The sequence below is a fragment of the Mesorhizobium sp. M0802 genome, assembly GCF_040320115.1.
In the GTDB taxonomy this organism is placed as follows: domain Bacteria; phylum Pseudomonadota; class Alphaproteobacteria; order Rhizobiales; family Rhizobiaceae; genus Mesorhizobium.
Genome location: NZ_JAMYOY010000002.1, coordinates 1 through 14,847, shown reverse-complemented (window position 1 = coordinate 14,847; position 14,847 = coordinate 1). Strand labels below are relative to the sequence as shown.

General features: G+C 64.3%; 12 protein-coding genes. 8 read left to right on the top strand and 4 right to left on the bottom strand.

The genetic code is table 11. From position 1 onward, the window contains the following. Positions 1–2 precede the first annotated feature (2 nt). The gene (gene glcF, locus NKI10_RS03380) at positions 3–1,328 is read left to right on the top strand and encodes a glycolate oxidase subunit GlcF (RefSeq protein WP_352858687.1); all 1,326 of its coding nucleotides are present in this window, start codon (positions 3–5) and stop codon (positions 1,326–1,328) included. Between the two features lie 4 nt (positions 1,329–1,332). On the opposite strand, the gene NKI10_RS03375 is transcribed toward glcF, so the two are convergent. Together NKI10_RS03375 and NKI10_RS03370 are read right to left on the bottom strand one after the other, a co-directional pair. Beyond that, positions 1,333–2,253 carry a bifunctional 5,10-methylenetetrahydrofolate dehydrogenase/5,10-methenyltetrahydrofolate cyclohydrolase gene (locus NKI10_RS03375; protein WP_352858685.1) on the bottom strand — a complete coding sequence of 307 codons (921 nt, stop codon included), beginning with the start codon at positions 2,251–2,253 and terminating at the stop codon, positions 1,333–1,335. A gap of 271 nt (positions 2,254–2,524) precedes the next feature. Beyond that, a complete protein-coding gene (locus tag NKI10_RS03370) occupies positions 2,525–3,268 on the bottom strand; it encodes a L,D-transpeptidase (RefSeq protein ID WP_023686831.1) in 744 nt (247 codons plus the stop codon). 209 nt (positions 3,269–3,477) lie between these two features. Between NKI10_RS03370 and NKI10_RS03365 the strand changes: the two genes are divergently transcribed. Continuing rightward, positions 3,478–4,116, top strand: coding sequence for a DNA-3-methyladenine glycosylase I (locus tag NKI10_RS03365; RefSeq protein ID WP_023750651.1), 639 nt, complete (start codon positions 3,478–3,480; stop codon positions 4,114–4,116). Between the two features lie 127 nt (positions 4,117–4,243). Here the strand turns inward: NKI10_RS03365 and NKI10_RS03360 are convergent, their stop codons facing one another. Continuing rightward, positions 4,244–4,486, bottom strand: coding sequence for a hypothetical protein (locus NKI10_RS03360; protein ID WP_352764816.1), 243 nt, complete (start codon positions 4,484–4,486; stop codon positions 4,244–4,246). Between the two features lie 203 nt (positions 4,487–4,689). Here NKI10_RS03360 and hisS point away from each other — a divergent pair, with 203 nt between their 5' ends. The 5 genes from hisS to NKI10_RS03335 all read left to right on the top strand — a co-directional run bounded on the left by hisS (position 4,690) and on the right by NKI10_RS03335 (position 11,376). Further along, entirely contained in the window at positions 4,690–6,195 is a 1,506-nt protein-coding gene (hisS, locus tag NKI10_RS03355; protein WP_352858683.1) for a histidine--tRNA ligase, read from the top strand. A 172-nt stretch (positions 6,196–6,367) separates the two neighbouring features. Beyond that, positions 6,368–7,489 (top strand): ATP phosphoribosyltransferase regulatory subunit, encoded by a 1,122-nt coding sequence (locus tag NKI10_RS03350; protein WP_352858681.1) that lies wholly within the window; start codon positions 6,368–6,370, stop codon positions 7,487–7,489. Further along, the gene (gene hisG, locus NKI10_RS03345) at positions 7,486–8,187 is read left to right on the top strand and encodes an ATP phosphoribosyltransferase (protein ID WP_352858679.1); all 702 of its coding nucleotides are present in this window, start codon (positions 7,486–7,488) and stop codon (positions 8,185–8,187) included. Before NKI10_RS03350 ends, hisG begins: the two co-directional genes overlap by 4 nt. A gap of 234 nt (positions 8,188–8,421) precedes the next feature. Beyond that, complete coding sequence (locus tag NKI10_RS03340) at positions 8,422–10,182, top strand: AMP-binding protein (RefSeq protein WP_352858677.1); 1,761 nt, start codon at positions 8,422–8,424, stop codon at positions 10,180–10,182. A gap of 90 nt (positions 10,183–10,272) precedes the next feature. Continuing rightward, positions 10,273–11,376, top strand: coding sequence for a calcium:cation antiporter (locus NKI10_RS03335; protein WP_352858675.1), 1,104 nt, complete (start codon positions 10,273–10,275; stop codon positions 11,374–11,376). Between the two features lie 107 nt (positions 11,377–11,483). On the opposite strand, the gene NKI10_RS03330 is transcribed toward NKI10_RS03335, so the two are convergent. After that, entirely contained in the window at positions 11,484–12,392 is a 909-nt protein-coding gene (locus NKI10_RS03330) for a hydrogen peroxide-inducible genes activator (RefSeq protein ID WP_352597403.1), read from the bottom strand. A gap of 140 nt (positions 12,393–12,532) precedes the next feature. Between NKI10_RS03330 and katG the strand changes: the two genes are divergently transcribed. Next, positions 12,533–14,728 carry a catalase/peroxidase HPI gene (gene katG / locus NKI10_RS03325; protein WP_352858672.1) on the top strand — a complete coding sequence of 732 codons (2,196 nt, stop codon included), beginning with the start codon at positions 12,533–12,535 and terminating at the stop codon, positions 14,726–14,728. Positions 14,729–14,847: the final 119 nt, after the last annotated feature.

Here is a 14,847-nt window from a genome sequence, read left to right as displayed (position 1 = left end):
TAATGCAAACTAACTTCTCCCTTGCCCAGCTTGCTGATCCGCATGTCGCGGAATCGGAGAAGATCCTGCGCAAATGCGTGCATTGCGGCTTCTGCACCGCCACCTGCCCGACCTATGTGACGCTTGGCAACGAACTGGATTCGCCGCGCGGCCGCATCTATCTCATCAAGGACATGCTGGAGAATGGCCGCCCGGCCGACAAGGAGATCGTCACCCATATCGACCGCTGCCTGTCCTGCCTCGCCTGCATGACGACCTGCCCGTCGGGCGTCAATTACATGCACTTGGTCGACCATGCCCGCGCCCATATCGAGGAAACTTACAAGCGGCCGCTGCTCGACCGGCTCATCCGCGCCATGCTGGCCTTCGTGCTGCCCTATCCCGCGCGCTTTCGCGCCGCGCTGAAATTGGCGAGACTCGGCAAGCCATTCATTCGTCTGTTCGAAAAGGTGTCGGCCCTGAAGCCGCTCAGCGCGATGCTGAAGCTGGCACCGGCCTCGATCCCGACGGTCTCGCCAATGGCCTCTTCCGGCATTCATGCCGGGCAGGGGACGAAGAGAGGCCGCGTCGCCATCCTCACCGGCTGCGCCCAATCGGTACTCGACCCCGCCATCAACGAGACGACGATTGCATTGCTGACCAGGCTTGGCGTCGAGGTCGTGGTGCCGCAGGGCGAAGCCTGCTGTGGCGCGCTGGTCCATCATATGGGCCGCGAGGCAGCAGCCCTTGCCTCGGCCCGGCAGAATGTCGATGCGTGGACGCGTGCCATCGACCAGGGCGGGCTCGATGCCATCGTCATCACCGCGTCCGGCTGCGGCACAACGATCAAGGACTACGGCTTCATGCTGCGCCTCGATCCGGCCTATGCCGACAAGGCCGCGCGGGTCTCGGCGCTGGCCAGGGACATTACCGAATATCTCGCAAGCCTCAGCCTGCCCGAGCCGGTGCGCAAACCCGGCACCGTCGTCGCCTATCACTCCGCCTGCTCGATGCAGCACGGCCAGAAGATCACCCGCCAGCCGAAGGAATTGCTCGCCAGGGCCGGCTTCGTCGTGCGCGATCCGCGCGAGGGACATCTGTGCTGCGGCTCGGCCGGCACCTACAACATCCTGCAGCCGGAGATTTCGGAGAAGCTGCGCGACCGAAAGGTGAAAAACATCGAGGCCACAGGCGCGGAGATCGTTGCCACAGGCAATATCGGCTGCATCACCCAGATCGCTTCGGCTGCAAAGCTGCCGGTGGTGCACACGATCAAGCTGCTCGACTGGGCCTATGGTGGTCCGAAGCCGGAGGGCGTCTCCGAAGGAAACCTGGTCGCCGCCGAGTAAGCAGCTATTCCGCTGCCAGCCGGTCCACCACGCCATACGTCGCCTGGTAGCGCGCGCGCTGGCGGCTGAGCGCGACCATTGTGTTGCGCAAGAGGATCGCCACAGTGATCGGGCCGACGCCGCCCGGCACCGGCGTGATCCAGGACGCGACTTCCTTCACGCTCTCGGTGTCGACGTCGCCGACGATGCGGCTCGTGCCGTCCGGGCCGATCTCGGAATTGATGCCGATGTCGATGACGGCCGCACCGGGCTTCACCATGTCGGCCTTGATCAGCCGCGGCTTGCCGACGGCGACGAACAGCGCATCGGCGCGGCGCGCATGTGCCGCCACCGAGCGCGTCATGTGATGGCACACCGTCACCGTTGCGCCTTCGCTCATCAGCAGGAAGGCAATCGGCTTGCCGACGATCTCGGAATGGCCGACGACGACGACTTCGAGCCCCTTGAGGTCGAGGCCGGTTTCCTTGAGCAGCTCGACCGAGGCCGCAGCCGTGCAAGGCGCGAGGTCGAGCTGATTGTAGACGATGTTGCCGATCGACGCCGGATGCATGCCCTCGACGTCCTTCAGTGGATGCACCGCCGCTTGCAGCGTCTTGATCGGGATATGCGCCGGCACCGGCCGCTGGATGATGATGCCGGTGACGCGCGGGTCGGCGTTCAGGCCGTGGATCGCCGCCTCGAGTTCGCCGGCGCTGATGTCGGCGGGGAACCGCCGCTCCTCGAAACCGATGCCGGCAAGGGCGGCCTTGGCGCGCTGGTTGCGCACATAGACATCGACGGCAGCGGTATCGCCGACGGTGATCGACACCAGCTTGGGCGGACAACCTTCGGCGGTGGCGATGGCGGCATCCTCGCGCACGGATGCCATGATGCGCTGGGCGACCGGGCCGCCCCGGAGATAGCGGCTATCGTCTGGCGGAGACATGGCTGGACCTTTGCAGCGGAGTTTGGCGCAGGGGAGTTTGGCCGTCCCTATAGCAGGGGAAATGCGGCAAGGCAGCGTGAAAGCGAACCGTCATCCCCCTGGCGCGACGTTCTGGCGCAGCTGGCTCAGCTACCGCCGCAAAGAGAAAGGGCAGCGCGGTTTCCCAGGCTGCCCTTTTCTGACTGGCCGCATCCCCACACGGCCCGTCCCCCGTAAACTCTTCCCGATCCCTGAAGGTCTAGCCTTCTGAACCAGATGATTCGGTAGCCGACTATATCACGACCACGGTCGTTCCAACATTGACCCTCTCGTAAAGGTCAACCACGTCCTCGTTGCGCATGCGGATGCAGCCGGAAGACACCGAGCCGCCGATGGTCCATGGCTGGTTGGTGCCGTGGATGCGGTATTCCGTCGTGCCGAGATAGAGCGCGCGGGCGCCAAGCGGGTTTTCCTCGCCGCCGGCCAGATAGGTCGGGAGGTAGCGGCCCTTGGCGGCCTCGCGTTTGATCATCTCCGCTGGCGGGCGCCAGTCCGGCCAGACGCGCTTGTTGGTGATCTTGTGCGTGCCAGACCATTCGAAGCCAGGCTTGCCGGTGCCGACGCCATAGCGCCGCGCCTTGCCGTTCTTCTCGACCAGGAACAGGAAGTTCTGCGTCGTATCGATGACGATCGTGCCCGGCTTCTGCGGGCCGTCATAGGCGACTTCCTGCGGCAGGTAGAGCGGATTGATCTGCGGCCGCATCACCACGCGCTTGGCCGGCGCCTGCACGGAAGCAGTGCGCACCCGATCGGGTCGCGCCGGCTGCGCATAGCGAAGTCGCGGCTGCTGGACCACCTGTCGGCTCTGCCGCACGATGCCGGGCGCCCGGCCAAGCTGCAGCACCCAGGGTGCGGAAAGGTCGGGGCTCACCATCACCGGCGGCCTGTCGGCATAGCGGTCGTTGGCGGCAGAGGAGGTGACGCCGGCGGCCAGAATGGCCACGGCGCCGAGCACGGAACGCAAAAAGATCTTCATCGGAACGCACCTTGATCGTCGAACGGACGGAGGCGGAACTTGCCCCCGGTTGCGCGATCCTTGGCGCGAAGCGGCAACCGAAACATGAATCGGAATGCGTAAAATGCCGCTTTGTCAGTAAACCTTTTGGTGTGGTTACCGCCGGGTTCAGGAATCTGGTAAAGCCGCGGTAAATGCAGCGCGAAAGCGCGTTAACGGATGGATTGGCCATGGCGCAAGACAACACCGGACTGCTTACCGGCTCCGACGGGATCACGCGCTGCTTCTGGCACGGCAATCTGCCGGACTATCTGCACTACCACGACCATGAATGGGGCCGGCCGGTCGCCGACGACCGCAGGCTGTTCGAAAAAATCTGCCTGGAAGGCTTTCAGTCCGGCCTGTCCTGGCTGACCATTCTGCGCAAGCGCGAGAATTTCCGCGAGGCCTTCGCCGGTTTCGACTTCGACAAGGTCGCTGCCTTCACCGACGAGGATGTCGAGCGCCTGGTCGCCAATGTCGGCATCATCCGCCACCGCGGCAAGATCGTCTCGACCATCAACAACGCCAAACGCGCGCGCGAAATGGTGGATGAATTCGGCTCGCTGGCCGCCTGGTTCTGGAAGTTCGAGCCGGGGCCGGAGGAGCGGCCGGAGATCGTCGACCTCGCCCACCTGAGGGCCAACCCGACGACAGCGGTCTCGATCAGGATTTCGAAGGAGTTGAAAAAGCGCGGCTGGAGCTTTGTCGGACCGACGACGGTCTATGCCTTCATGCAAGCGATGGGTCTGGTCAACGACCATATCGAGGGGTGTGTTTGCCGGGAGCAGGTGGAGAAGGAACGCAAGGCCTTTAAGAGGCCGAAGTAGGGCGCTGTCCCCCTACCTCCCCCTTGTGGGGAGGTCGCGCCGAAGGCGCGGGTGGGGGTATCTTGGCGCCGCACCCCCACCCCGACGCTACGCGTCGACCCTCCCCACAAGGGGGAGGGTAAGGAACTCACGTCCCGCTGGCGCCCGTCAGAAAAAGCCCGGCGACAATCGCCGCCAGTGCCGCAAAGGCCGGATAAATCACCAGCAATCCAGTCATCAGCGCCTCCCGCATGGTCGAACCCTTGCGCTCGTCGGCAGTGACCTCAAACGGACCGGGGCTCGCCGTCACCTGCGCACGGCTCTCGGCCGGCCGCAGCCGGACTTCATGCAAGCCGTCGTCTCTGATATCGAATTTGCGTGCCGCAGTCATGGCCCCAACCCTTTGTTTCGGCGCGCTTATCGGCTCTGATTGTGTCGGCACGATGCCGCGCCGATGGCGGAATTGTTTCCTTTTGGTGCGTTTTGTTTCGAAGGAGAAGGAAAGAGCGCAAACCCTTGCCGCACCAAGCCGCTTCGGTTAGGACACGCCGACTCCAAATAAGTCATCGATTACTTAGCGAAAAGACCCATCCCATGGCCGACAAATCGGAAAAGACGAAAGCGCGGCTGCCGCGCGGCTTTGCCGACCGCAGTGCGGACGACATCCGTGCCGTCGAGAAGATGATGGCCACGATCCGTTCGGTCTATGAGCTCTACGGTTTCGAGCCGGCCGACCAGCCGCTGATCGAGTACACCGATGCGCTCGGCAAATTCCTGCCCGACCAGGACCGGCCGAACGAAGGCGTTTTCTCGTTCCAGGACGATGATGAGCAGTGGCTGTCGCTGCGCTATGATTTGACTGCGCCGACGGCGCGTTTCGTCGCCGAGAATTTTGAGAAGCTGCCGAAACCCTATCGCAGCTACCGCTCCGGCTGGGTGTTCCGCAACGAAAAGCCCGGCCCGGGCCGCTTCCGCCAGTTCATGCAGTTCGACGCCGACACGATCGGTACGCCGGGCGTCGCAGCCGACGCCGAGATGGCCATGATGATGGCCGACGTGATGGAAGCGCTTGGCATCAAGCGTGGCGACTACGTCATCCGGGTCAACAACCGCAAGGTGCTTGACGGCGTGCTGGAGGCGATCGGCCTTGGCGGTGACAACAATGCCGGCCGCCGGCTGACGGTGCTGCGCGCCATCGACAAGCTGGACAAGCTCGGGCCGGAAGGCGTGAAGCTTCTGCTTGGGCCGGGCCGATGGGATGGCGGCAAGGAAGGCGAGGGCGACTTCGCCAAGGGCGCTGGTTTGGACGACGGGCAAGCTGAAGCAGTTCTTCTCGCCACGGCAAGGAACGCACAGGTCGACCAGGTTTCCATAGTGAGCTCGAACTCGACTTACCAAGAAGGCGTCGGCGAGCTCGCGACGATTGAAGCCCTGGTCAGGGCGGCCGGATATGGCGAAGATCGCATCGCCATGGACCGCTCCGTCGTGCGCGGCCTCGAATACTACACCGGCCCGGTCTTCGAAGCCGAATTGCTCGCCGAAATCCCCAACGAAGACGGCCAGATCGTGCGCTTCGGTTCGGTCGGTGGTGGCGGCCGCTATGACGGGCTGGTCTCGCGCTTCCGTGGCGAGCCGGTGCCGGCGACCGGCTTTTCGATCGGCGTCTCCCGCCTGATGACGGCGCTGAAGAACCTCGGCAAGCTGGACACCACCGATGTCATCGCGCCGGTCGTCGTGCTGGTGATGGACAAGGATACGGGAAGCCTTGGCCGCTACCAGAAGATGGTCGCAGAGCTACGCGCCGCCGGCATCCGCTCAGAGATGTATCTCGGCGGCGCCGGCATGAAGGCGCAGCTGAAATATGCCGACCGCCGCGGTAGCCCGGTCGCCATCATCCAGGGCGGCGATGAGCGCGCCAAGGGCGAGTTGCAGATCAAGGATCTGATCGAAGGCGCGCGCATGTCCGCTGAAATCGCCGACAACGCTGAATGGCGGGCTGCCCGCCCGGCGCAGGTGACGGTGGCGGAGGGAGAGCTGGTCGCCGAGGTGAGGAAGATTTTGGCGGTGCAGGCCGCTGACCGTGCGAAGGGTGGCGCTTGAACGCCCCCCTCTGGCCTGCCGGCCATCTCCCCCTCAAGGGGGGAGATTGGATGTCGCGCATGGTTTCGCCAATCTCCGGCGTTGAAGAAGAGGCGCTGCGCTCCGAGCTGCCAATCTCCCCCCTTGAGGGGGAGATGGCCGGCAGGCCAGAGGGGGGTGCCTCGCGCCACGCATGACCTCCCGCTATCCCGCCATCGCATTCGAAATCACCAAACTCTTCGCCACCCGCAACACCCATGCGGTCGAGGTCGCGGTGCTGCAGCCGGCCGACCCATTCCTCGACATGGCCGGCGAGGATCTGCGCCGCCGCATCTTTCTGAGCGAAAGCGAGACCGGCAAGACGCTGTGTCTGCGGCCCGAATTCACCATCCCCGTCTGCCTCGACCACATCGCCTCGCAGGCCGGCACGCCGCGCCGCTATTCCTATCTCGGCGAAGTGTTCCGCCAGCGCCGCGAGGGCGGCAACGAGTTCTTTCAGGCCGGCATCGAGGATCTCGGCGACCGCGATACGGCCGAGGCCGATGCGCGTTCGCTGGCCGATGCGCACGCGCTGCTGCAGCTGGTGCTGCCGGCGCAACCTCTTGCGATCACGCTCGGCGACCAGACCATCTTCGAGGCGGTGCTGGCAGCACTCGGCTTGCCGCGCGGCTGGCGCATGCGGCTTGCGCGCGCCTTCGGCTCGGCGCCGATGCTGCAGGCAGCACTCGCCGATCTCGCCAACCCGCCGCGCAACGGTCAGCTTGACGGCGATGTCGCGGCCCTTGTGCTCGATGGCGATCTCGAAGCGCTTTCCGCCCACATCGCCGGCGGCATGGAAGAGGCCGGCCTGTCGGGCTCCGGCGGGCGCGCGCCGGCGGACATTGCCCGGCGGCTGATCGAAAAGGCCGAACTGCGCAGCGTGCGGTTGTCGAACGAAGCGTTTGCGGCGCTCAGGGATTTTCTCGCCATCGACGTGCCGCTCGACGGCGCGAGTGCTGCGCTCGAAAGTTTTGCGGCCTCTGCCGGGCTTTCGCTGGGCGCGGCGCTGGAAAAATTCGCCGCCCGCGCCAAAGCCATCGAGGCACATGGCCTGCCTGCAAAGACGATCCGCTACGACGCTGCCTTCGGCCGTCCGCTGGATTACTACACCGGCATCGTCTTCGAGATCGCAGCACTTGGTGGCGAGCGGCCGCTGGCCGGCGGCGGTCGCTACGACCGGCTGCTGACCCTGCTCGGCGCCAAGACGCCGATCCCCGGCGTCGGCTTCTCCGTCTGGCTCGACCGCATCGAAGCGCTGCGGGGAGAGCCGCAATGATCATGCTGGCGATCCCATCGAAAGGCCGGCTCAAGGAGCAGGCGCTGGAAGTGTTGGCCAAAGCCGGACTCGCCGTCAGCCTGCCCGGCGATGAGCGCCAGTACCGCGCCCGCATCGACGGCGCCGAGGGCATCGAGGTCGCGTTCCTGTCGGCGTCCGAAATCGCCGGCGAGATTGGGCAAGGTTCGGTCGACCTCGGCATTACCGGCGAGGACCTGCTGCGCGAAAACCTCGCCGACTGGGAGGCGCGCGCCGAAATCGTCGCTCGCCTCGGCTTCGGCCATGCCGATGTCGTGGTCGCGGTGCCCGGCATCTGGCTCGACGTCGACACCATGGCCGATCTCGACGATGTCGCCGCCGATTTCCGCCAGCGCCACGGCAGGCGGCTGAGGATCGCAACCAAATACTGGCGGCTCACGCAGCAGTTCTTCTCGCAAAAGCACGGCATCCAGGTCTACCGCATCGTCGAAAGCCTCGGCGCCACCGAAGGCGCGCCGGCGGCAGGCCTTGCCGATGTCATCGTCGACATCACCACCACCGGCTCGACCCTGCGCGCCAACCATCTCAAGGTGCTGGCCGATGGGGTTGTGCTGAAGTCGCAGGCCTGCCTCGTGGCTGCCAGGAAAGATCGTGCTGCTGCGGATGAGGCGCTAGTGCGGGAAATAGCCGCGAAGATGAGCGCGCTCCCTCCCCCTTGAGGGGAGGGTGGACAGCCGCCAAAGGCGGATGGACGGGTGGGGTCGCTCCGGCAGTGCTCGACGCGAGACGACCCAAGCCGGGTCGACCGTGAGCAAGGAAGTCGAGCACTTCGCCGAGGGTCCCACCCGCCTCGCTTCGCGAGGCACCCTCCCCGCGAGGGGGAGGGGAACCGCCTCTACTTTCCACCATCCCATCAGGCTGATAGGCTCGCCATATCCCGGGAGGAAACGGCGATGGCGATCAATCTCGACGAGCTCAAGAACGCCACCAATCTGCGCGGGCGCGGCAGGGCGTTCATCGCTCCGCTCGACGGCCGGGCACATGTGTCGGGCGACCGTTCGGTGCCGCTGCTCGACAAGACGATCCCTCAGCTTTTCTCCGACACGGTCGGCAGATACGCCACGCAGGATGCTGCCGTCTTCGTCGGCCAGGACAAGCGCTTCACCTGGAGCGAACTGTCGGACACGGTCGATACGCTCGCCGCCGGCTTCCTGGCGCTCGGCCTCGAAAAAGGCGACCGTGTCGGCATCTGGTCGCCCAACCGCTGGGAATGGCTGGTCACCCAATTCGCCACCGCTCGCATCGGCCTGATCCTGGTCAACATCAACCCGGCCTACCGGCTGACGGAGCTCGAGTATGCCCTCAACAAGGTCAGCTGCAAGGCGCTGGTCACCGCCGCCAGTTTCAAGACCTCCGACTATCTCGGCATGATCGAGACGCTGGCGCCGGAGCTCGCCAAGGCCACCCCCGGCAAGCTCAAGGCGCAGAAATTGCCGGCGCTGAAGATCGTCATCCGCATGGGCGATGACAACTCGCCCGGCATGTTCAATTTCGCCGACGTGCTGTCGATGGCCGGCCGTGACGAGCATGACAGCCTCGACCGCATCTCCGAAGGGTTGAAGCCGGGCGAAGCCATCAACATCCAGTTCACTTCGGGCACGACGGGCGCGCCCAAGGGCGCGACGCTGACCCACACCAACATCGTCAACAACGGCAATTTCGTCACCGCGGCAACCAAGCTCACCGTCGACGACCGGCTCTGCATCCCGGTGCCGCTCTACCACTGCTTCGGCATGTCGATGGGCACGATGGGCTGCGTCACCAAGGGCGCGACCATGGTTTTCCCGGGCGAGGGTTTTGACGCCGGCGCCACGCTGAAGGCGGTGGCGCAGGAACGCTGCACCGGCCTCTACGGTGTTCCCACAATGTTCGTCGCCATGCTCGACCACACCGACTTCGCCGGCTTCGATCTCTCCAGCCTGCGCACCGGCATCATGGCGGGCTCGCCATGCCCGATCGAGGTGATGAAGAAGGTGATGTCGCTGATGCATATGGAAGAGGTGACCATCGCCTATGGCATGACCGAGACCAGCCCGGTGTCGTTCCAGAGCAGCGTTGACGACCCGCTGGAAAAGCGCGTCTCCACGGTCGGCCGCATCCACCCGCATGTCGAGGTCAAGGCCATCGACGCCGATGGCGCCACCGTCGCAATCGGCACGCCCGGGGAGCTTTGCACACGCGGCTATTCCGTGATGAAGGGTTATTGGGACGACGCGGAAAAAACCCGCGAGGCGATCGACGCCGATGGCTGGATGCACACCGGCGACCTCGCCACCATAGATGCCGAGGGCTATTGCAACATTGTCGGCCGGGTCAAGGACATGGTTATCCGCGGCGGCGAAAACGTCTATCCCAGAGAGGTCGAGGAATTCCTCTACCGCCATCCCAAGGTCAAGGAGGTGCAGGTGTTCGGTATTCCCGACGCCAAATATGGCGAGGAGCTGTGCGCCTGGATCGTGCTGAAGCCCAACCAGATCGCCACCGAGCAGGAGATCAAGAATTTCTGCGCCGGCCAGATCGCCCACTACAAAATCCCCCGCTACATCCGCTTCCGCACCGAACTGCCGATGACGGTGACGGGAAAACCGCAGAAGTTTCTGATGCGCGAGGCGATGGTGGAGGAACTGGGGCTGGTGGTGCAGAAGACGGCTTGAGGGTTGAACGCCGGGGGACGGGATTGCCCGCTTCGACATTGGGGTGCTCGACAGGCTTCCGCAAGGTTCGCCGAACGCATTGGGGCTTGAATGACTGGTTTCGCACGATCAGCGACTTCCTATGCGATGCCTTTGGCCGCGCTGGCACTGGCCGTTGCGGTCAGAGCCAGCGGGCTATCGGTGGACGAAGGTTCGCCGAGCGTCAGGATTCTCGTCGGAGCGCTCTCGAGTGCGATCATGTTCATCACTATTTTCGTGGTGCTCGATCACGCCGAGGCGGTGGCCCACCGTGTGGGGGAACCCTACGGCACATTGGTGCTGACTTTTGCCGTAACGGCAATCGAGGTGTCGATCATCGTTTCCATGATGCTGCATGGAGAGAACAACCCCACGCTTGCACGTGAGTCCGTCTTCTCGACGGTGATGATTGCCTCCACCGGCGTTGTGGGGACGTGTCTCACGTTTGGCGGCTGGCGTTATCGCAAGCAGGCAATTGTCCGGCAAGGGACAAGCGCATATCTGGCGGTTCTGGCCGCACTGACCGTCATGACGCTTATCCTGCCGACCTACACGCGGACCACCGATCCCGGCACATTTTCGGCAGCTCAGCTTGGCCTTGTGAGCGTACTTTCCGTGCTGCTCTATGCAAGTTTTGTGTTCGCGCAAACCGTCCGGCACCGGGACGACTTCATCGAAGGACTGGCACACGACCTTTCGGCGCGAACCGCCCCTCACAAAAGCATCTCTTCCAGCGCTCTGCTCCTGGTAATCGGACTGATCGGAATTGTCATGCTCGCCGAGCAGGTCGCCGCAAGTGTTGAAAATGCGCTCGTTGCTTACCAGGTGACCCAGGCTGACAGCATTGTGGGGGCAATGATCGCGGGTCTGGTTTTGATGCCGGAAGCCATTTCGGCGGTTCGCGCTTCACTCAACAATGAGCTGCAGCGCGGCCTGAATGTCGCAATGGGTTCGGCTTGCGCCACGATTGGTTTGACGATACCTGCGGTCGCAGCAGCCAGCCTGCTTACGGGACGAGGGTTGACCCTGGGGCTCCCGGAAGCTGACGCAGTACTTTTGGTTTTAGCGCTTTTCATATGCGGCGTAAGCTTTAGCAACGAAAGGACGACCTTCCTGACCGGAATCGTCCATGCCGTGGTATTTTTCGCGTATGTATTTCGGGTATTTATCCCTTGAGGCTTTGGTGCGATCTGGCGACCAGCCGTCAAGGCGGGTATTCTCGAACGCGCCTGATTTGAGTTTCTTTTCGGGGTTCCCAAGGCGCCATCTAAGACCCGAACGACTCACACCCCCATCACCACCCCATCCAGCCCGCGAATGATCTTCGCCAACTCGACGCACTCATCATGCCGCACCTTGTTGCGGCGCCAGGCGAGGCAGATCGTGCGTTGCGGCATTGGCTCCTGGAACGGCACGATCTTGAGGTCCGGCATGGCGCTGGCCGGCCTTGCCGCCATTTCGGGGATGAGCGTGACGCCGAGACCATGCGCCACCATCTGCAGCAGCGTCGTCAGGCTAGTGGCGCCGTAGCTTGCCATCGCTACGGGACGCACGCTGCCGCACAGGGCCAGCGCCTGTTCGCGCAGGCAGTGGCCTTCCTCCAAAAGCATCAACCGCTCCAGCGCCGGGCTTTCCGGCGGCACCGGTGGCGAGGCGAAGGCTGGATCTCCGGCTGGCACGGCGAGGAAGAAGCGGTCGGCGAACAGTTCCTCGGTGACCAGGCCCGGCTGCTCGAGCGGCAGCGCGGCGATGAAGGCGTCGAGCCGTCCGGTTGCCGTGTCCTCGACCAGTGATGCCGTCACTGCTTCGCGCAGTTCGAGCTGCAGGGACGGAAAATGCCGCTTCAGCTCCGGGAGCACATGCGGCAAAAGATACGGCGCCACGGTCGGGATGATGCCCAGCCGGAAGCGGCCTTCCATGGCCGGGCGGCCGCGCCGGGCCGTCGTCTCGACATCACTGATGTCGCGCAGGATGCGCTCGATGCGTGGCAGCAGCGCTTGCGCCTCTTCCGTCATCCGCACCGTCTTGCCGCCGCGCTCGAACAGCCGGCAGTTCAGCCTTTGCTCCATCTCGGCGATTTGCGCGGACAGCGCCGGCTGGCTGACGCCGGCGAGTTTTGCGGCGCGGCCGAAATGCAGCGTTTGCGCCAAAGCCTCGAAATATTGCATCTGCCGCACGGTCAAGCCAATCATAAGGAAAGCCTATCGCAACAAACAGGAAAGGCAATTTGTTTTTATCGAAGAGACGGCTTAGTCTGGAACCATTCCAGAGTGGCGCGGCTCCCGGCCGGCCCGGAAAAAACAACACATAAATCAGCAATTCGGAGGCCAAGATGGACGCGATGACCGACGACAACAGCGCCGGCAAATGCCCGGTCGCGCATGGAACCTCCGCCAGGACCAACCGCGACTGGTGGCCGAACCAGCTCGACATCGGCGTTCTCCACCAGCAGTCGAGCCTTTCGGACCCGATGGGCGAAGCTTTCGACTACGCCGCGGAGTTCAAGACGCTCGACCTCGACGCGGTGATCGAGGATTTGCACAAGGTGATGACGGATTCGCAGGATTGGTGGCCGGCCGATTTCGGCCATTACGGGCCGCTGTTCATCCGCATGGCCTGGCACAGCGCCGGCACCTATCGCATCGGCGACGGCCGGGGTGGCGCCGGTGCGGGCCAGCAGCGTTTCGCGCCGCTGAACAGTTGGCCGGACAACGCCAATCTCGACAAGGCGCGCCGGCTGCTGTGGCCGGTCAAGCAGAAATACGGCCGCAAGATCTCCTGGGCCGACCTGTTGATTCTCACCGGCAACGTCGCGCTGGAATCGATGGGCTTCAAGACCTTTGGCTTTGCCGGTGGCCGCGCCGATGTCTGGGAGCCCGAGCAGGATGTCGACTGGGGTTCGGAAACCAAGTGGCTCGACGACAAGCGCTATTCCGGCGACCGTGAGTTGCACGGCCATCTCGGCGCGGTGCAGATGGGCCTGATCTACGTCAACCCGGAAGGGCCGAACGGCAAGCCGGATCCGCTGGCCTCGGCCCGCGACATCCGCGAGACCTTCGGACGCATGGCAATGAACGATGAGGAAACCGTGGCGCTGATCGCCGGCGGCCACACCTTCGGCAAGACCCATGGCGCCGGTGATGCAACACTGGTCGGCGCCGAGCCGGAAGGCGCGGGCATCGAGGCGCAGGGCCTCGGCTGGTCGAGCAAGCATGCCACCGGCATTGCCGGCGATGCGATCACGTCCGGCCTCGAAGTTACCTGGACGACGACGCCGACCAAGTGGAGCAACAACTTCTTCGACAATCTCTTCAACTTCGAATGGGAGCTGACCAAGAGCCCGGCCGGGGCCCATCAGTGGACGCCGAAGGGCGGCTCAGGCGCGGCTACGGTGCCGGACGCGCACAATCCCTCGAAGCGTCATGCGCCGGCAATGCTGACCACCGACCTCGCGCTGCGGGCCGACCCGGCCTATGAGAAGATCTCGCGCCGCTTCCACGAGCATCCGGAGCAGTTCGCCGATGCCTTCGCCCGTGCCTGGTACAAGCTCACCCATCGCGACATGGGGCCGGTCGTGCGGTATCTCGGCCCGCTGGTGCCGAAGGAAGAGCTGATCTGGCAGGATCCGGTTCCGGCCGTCGACCATGAGCTGGTCAGCGACCAGGATATCGCATTGCTGAAGGCCAAGATCCTGGCTTCGGACCTCAGCGTTTCGCAATTGGTCTCGACCGCCTGGGCCTCGGCCTCGACCTTCCGCAACTCCGACAAGCGCGGCGGCGCCAATGGCGCGCGCATTCGTCTGGCGCCGCAGAAGGACTGGGAGGTCAACCAGCCTGTCGAACTGGCCACCGTGCTGGCGAAGCTCGAAGCCATCCAGAACGAGTTCAACGCAGGCGGCAAGAAGGTCTCGCTGGCCGACCTCATCGTGCTCGGCGGCGTCGCCGCGGTCGAGAAAGCGGCGCAGGATGGCGGCAATGCGGTGAAGGTTCCCTTCACGCCCGGCCGCACCGACGCCTCGCAGGCGCAGACCGACGTCCATTCCTTTGCGGCGCTCGAGCCGAAAATTGACGGCTTCCGCAACTATGTCAGGGGCAAACCGCCGATGTCGGTCGAAGCCATGCTGGTCGACCGGGCGCAACTGCTCAACCTGACGGCGCCGGAGATGACGGTGCTGGTTGGTGGCCTGCGCGTGCTCGGCGCCAACAGCGGCGGCTCGAAGCATGGTGTGTTGACCGACAGGCCGGGCACGCTGACGAACGACTTCTTCGTCAACCTGCTCTCGATGAGCACCATCTGGGATCCGGCCTCCGAGCCGGGCTCGCATGAGGTCTATGAAGCACGCGACCGCAAGACCAGGGCAGTCAGGTGGACCGCCACACGCGCCGACCTGATCTTCGGCTCGCATGCGCAGCTGCGCGCGCTGGCCGAGGTCTACGGGTCGGCGGATGCCGGGCAGAAATTCGTTGGCGATTTCGTCAAGGCGTGGACCAAGGTGATGAACGCCGACCGTTTCGACATCGCTGCCTGATACAACCTCCCAAACGAAGGGGGGGGGGGCCCGGCCCCCCCCGGAGGGTTTTGGGGGGGGGGAAAAAAAGAGGATAAAAAAAAAGGGGGAAGGGGGGGCCGCCCCCCCATTAGGCCCCC

What these genes read in the sequence shown, in the direction of transcription:
- glcF (WP_352858687.1), top strand. Translation starts at nt 3, where the DNA reads ATGCAAACTAACTTCTCCCTTGCCCAGCTTGCTGATCCGCATGTCGCG.
- NKI10_RS03375 (WP_352858685.1), bottom strand. Translation starts at nt 2,253, where the DNA reads ATGTCTCCGCCAGACGATAGCCGCTATCTCCGGGGCGGCCCGGTCGCC.
- NKI10_RS03370 (WP_023686831.1), bottom strand. Translation starts at nt 3,268, where the DNA reads ATGAAGATCTTTTTGCGTTCCGTGCTCGGCGCCGTGGCCATTCTGGCC.
- NKI10_RS03365 (WP_023750651.1), top strand. Translation starts at nt 3,478, where the DNA reads ATGGCGCAAGACAACACCGGACTGCTTACCGGCTCCGACGGGATCACG.
- NKI10_RS03360 (WP_352764816.1), bottom strand. Translation starts at nt 4,486, where the DNA reads ATGACTGCGGCACGCAAATTCGATATCAGAGACGACGGCTTGCATGAA.
- hisS (WP_352858683.1), top strand. Translation starts at nt 4,690, where the DNA reads ATGGCCGACAAATCGGAAAAGACGAAAGCGCGGCTGCCGCGCGGCTTT.
- NKI10_RS03350 (WP_352858681.1), top strand. Translation starts at nt 6,368, where the DNA reads ATGACCTCCCGCTATCCCGCCATCGCATTCGAAATCACCAAACTCTTC.
- hisG (WP_352858679.1), top strand. Translation starts at nt 7,486, where the DNA reads ATGATCATGCTGGCGATCCCATCGAAAGGCCGGCTCAAGGAGCAGGCG.
- NKI10_RS03340 (WP_352858677.1), top strand. Translation starts at nt 8,422, where the DNA reads ATGGCGATCAATCTCGACGAGCTCAAGAACGCCACCAATCTGCGCGGG.
- NKI10_RS03335 (WP_352858675.1), top strand. Translation starts at nt 10,273, where the DNA reads ATGACTGGTTTCGCACGATCAGCGACTTCCTATGCGATGCCTTTGGCC.
- NKI10_RS03330 (WP_352597403.1), bottom strand. Translation starts at nt 12,392, where the DNA reads ATGATTGGCTTGACCGTGCGGCAGATGCAATATTTCGAGGCTTTGGCG.
- katG (WP_352858672.1), top strand. Translation starts at nt 12,533, where the DNA reads ATGGACGCGATGACCGACGACAACAGCGCCGGCAAATGCCCGGTCGCG.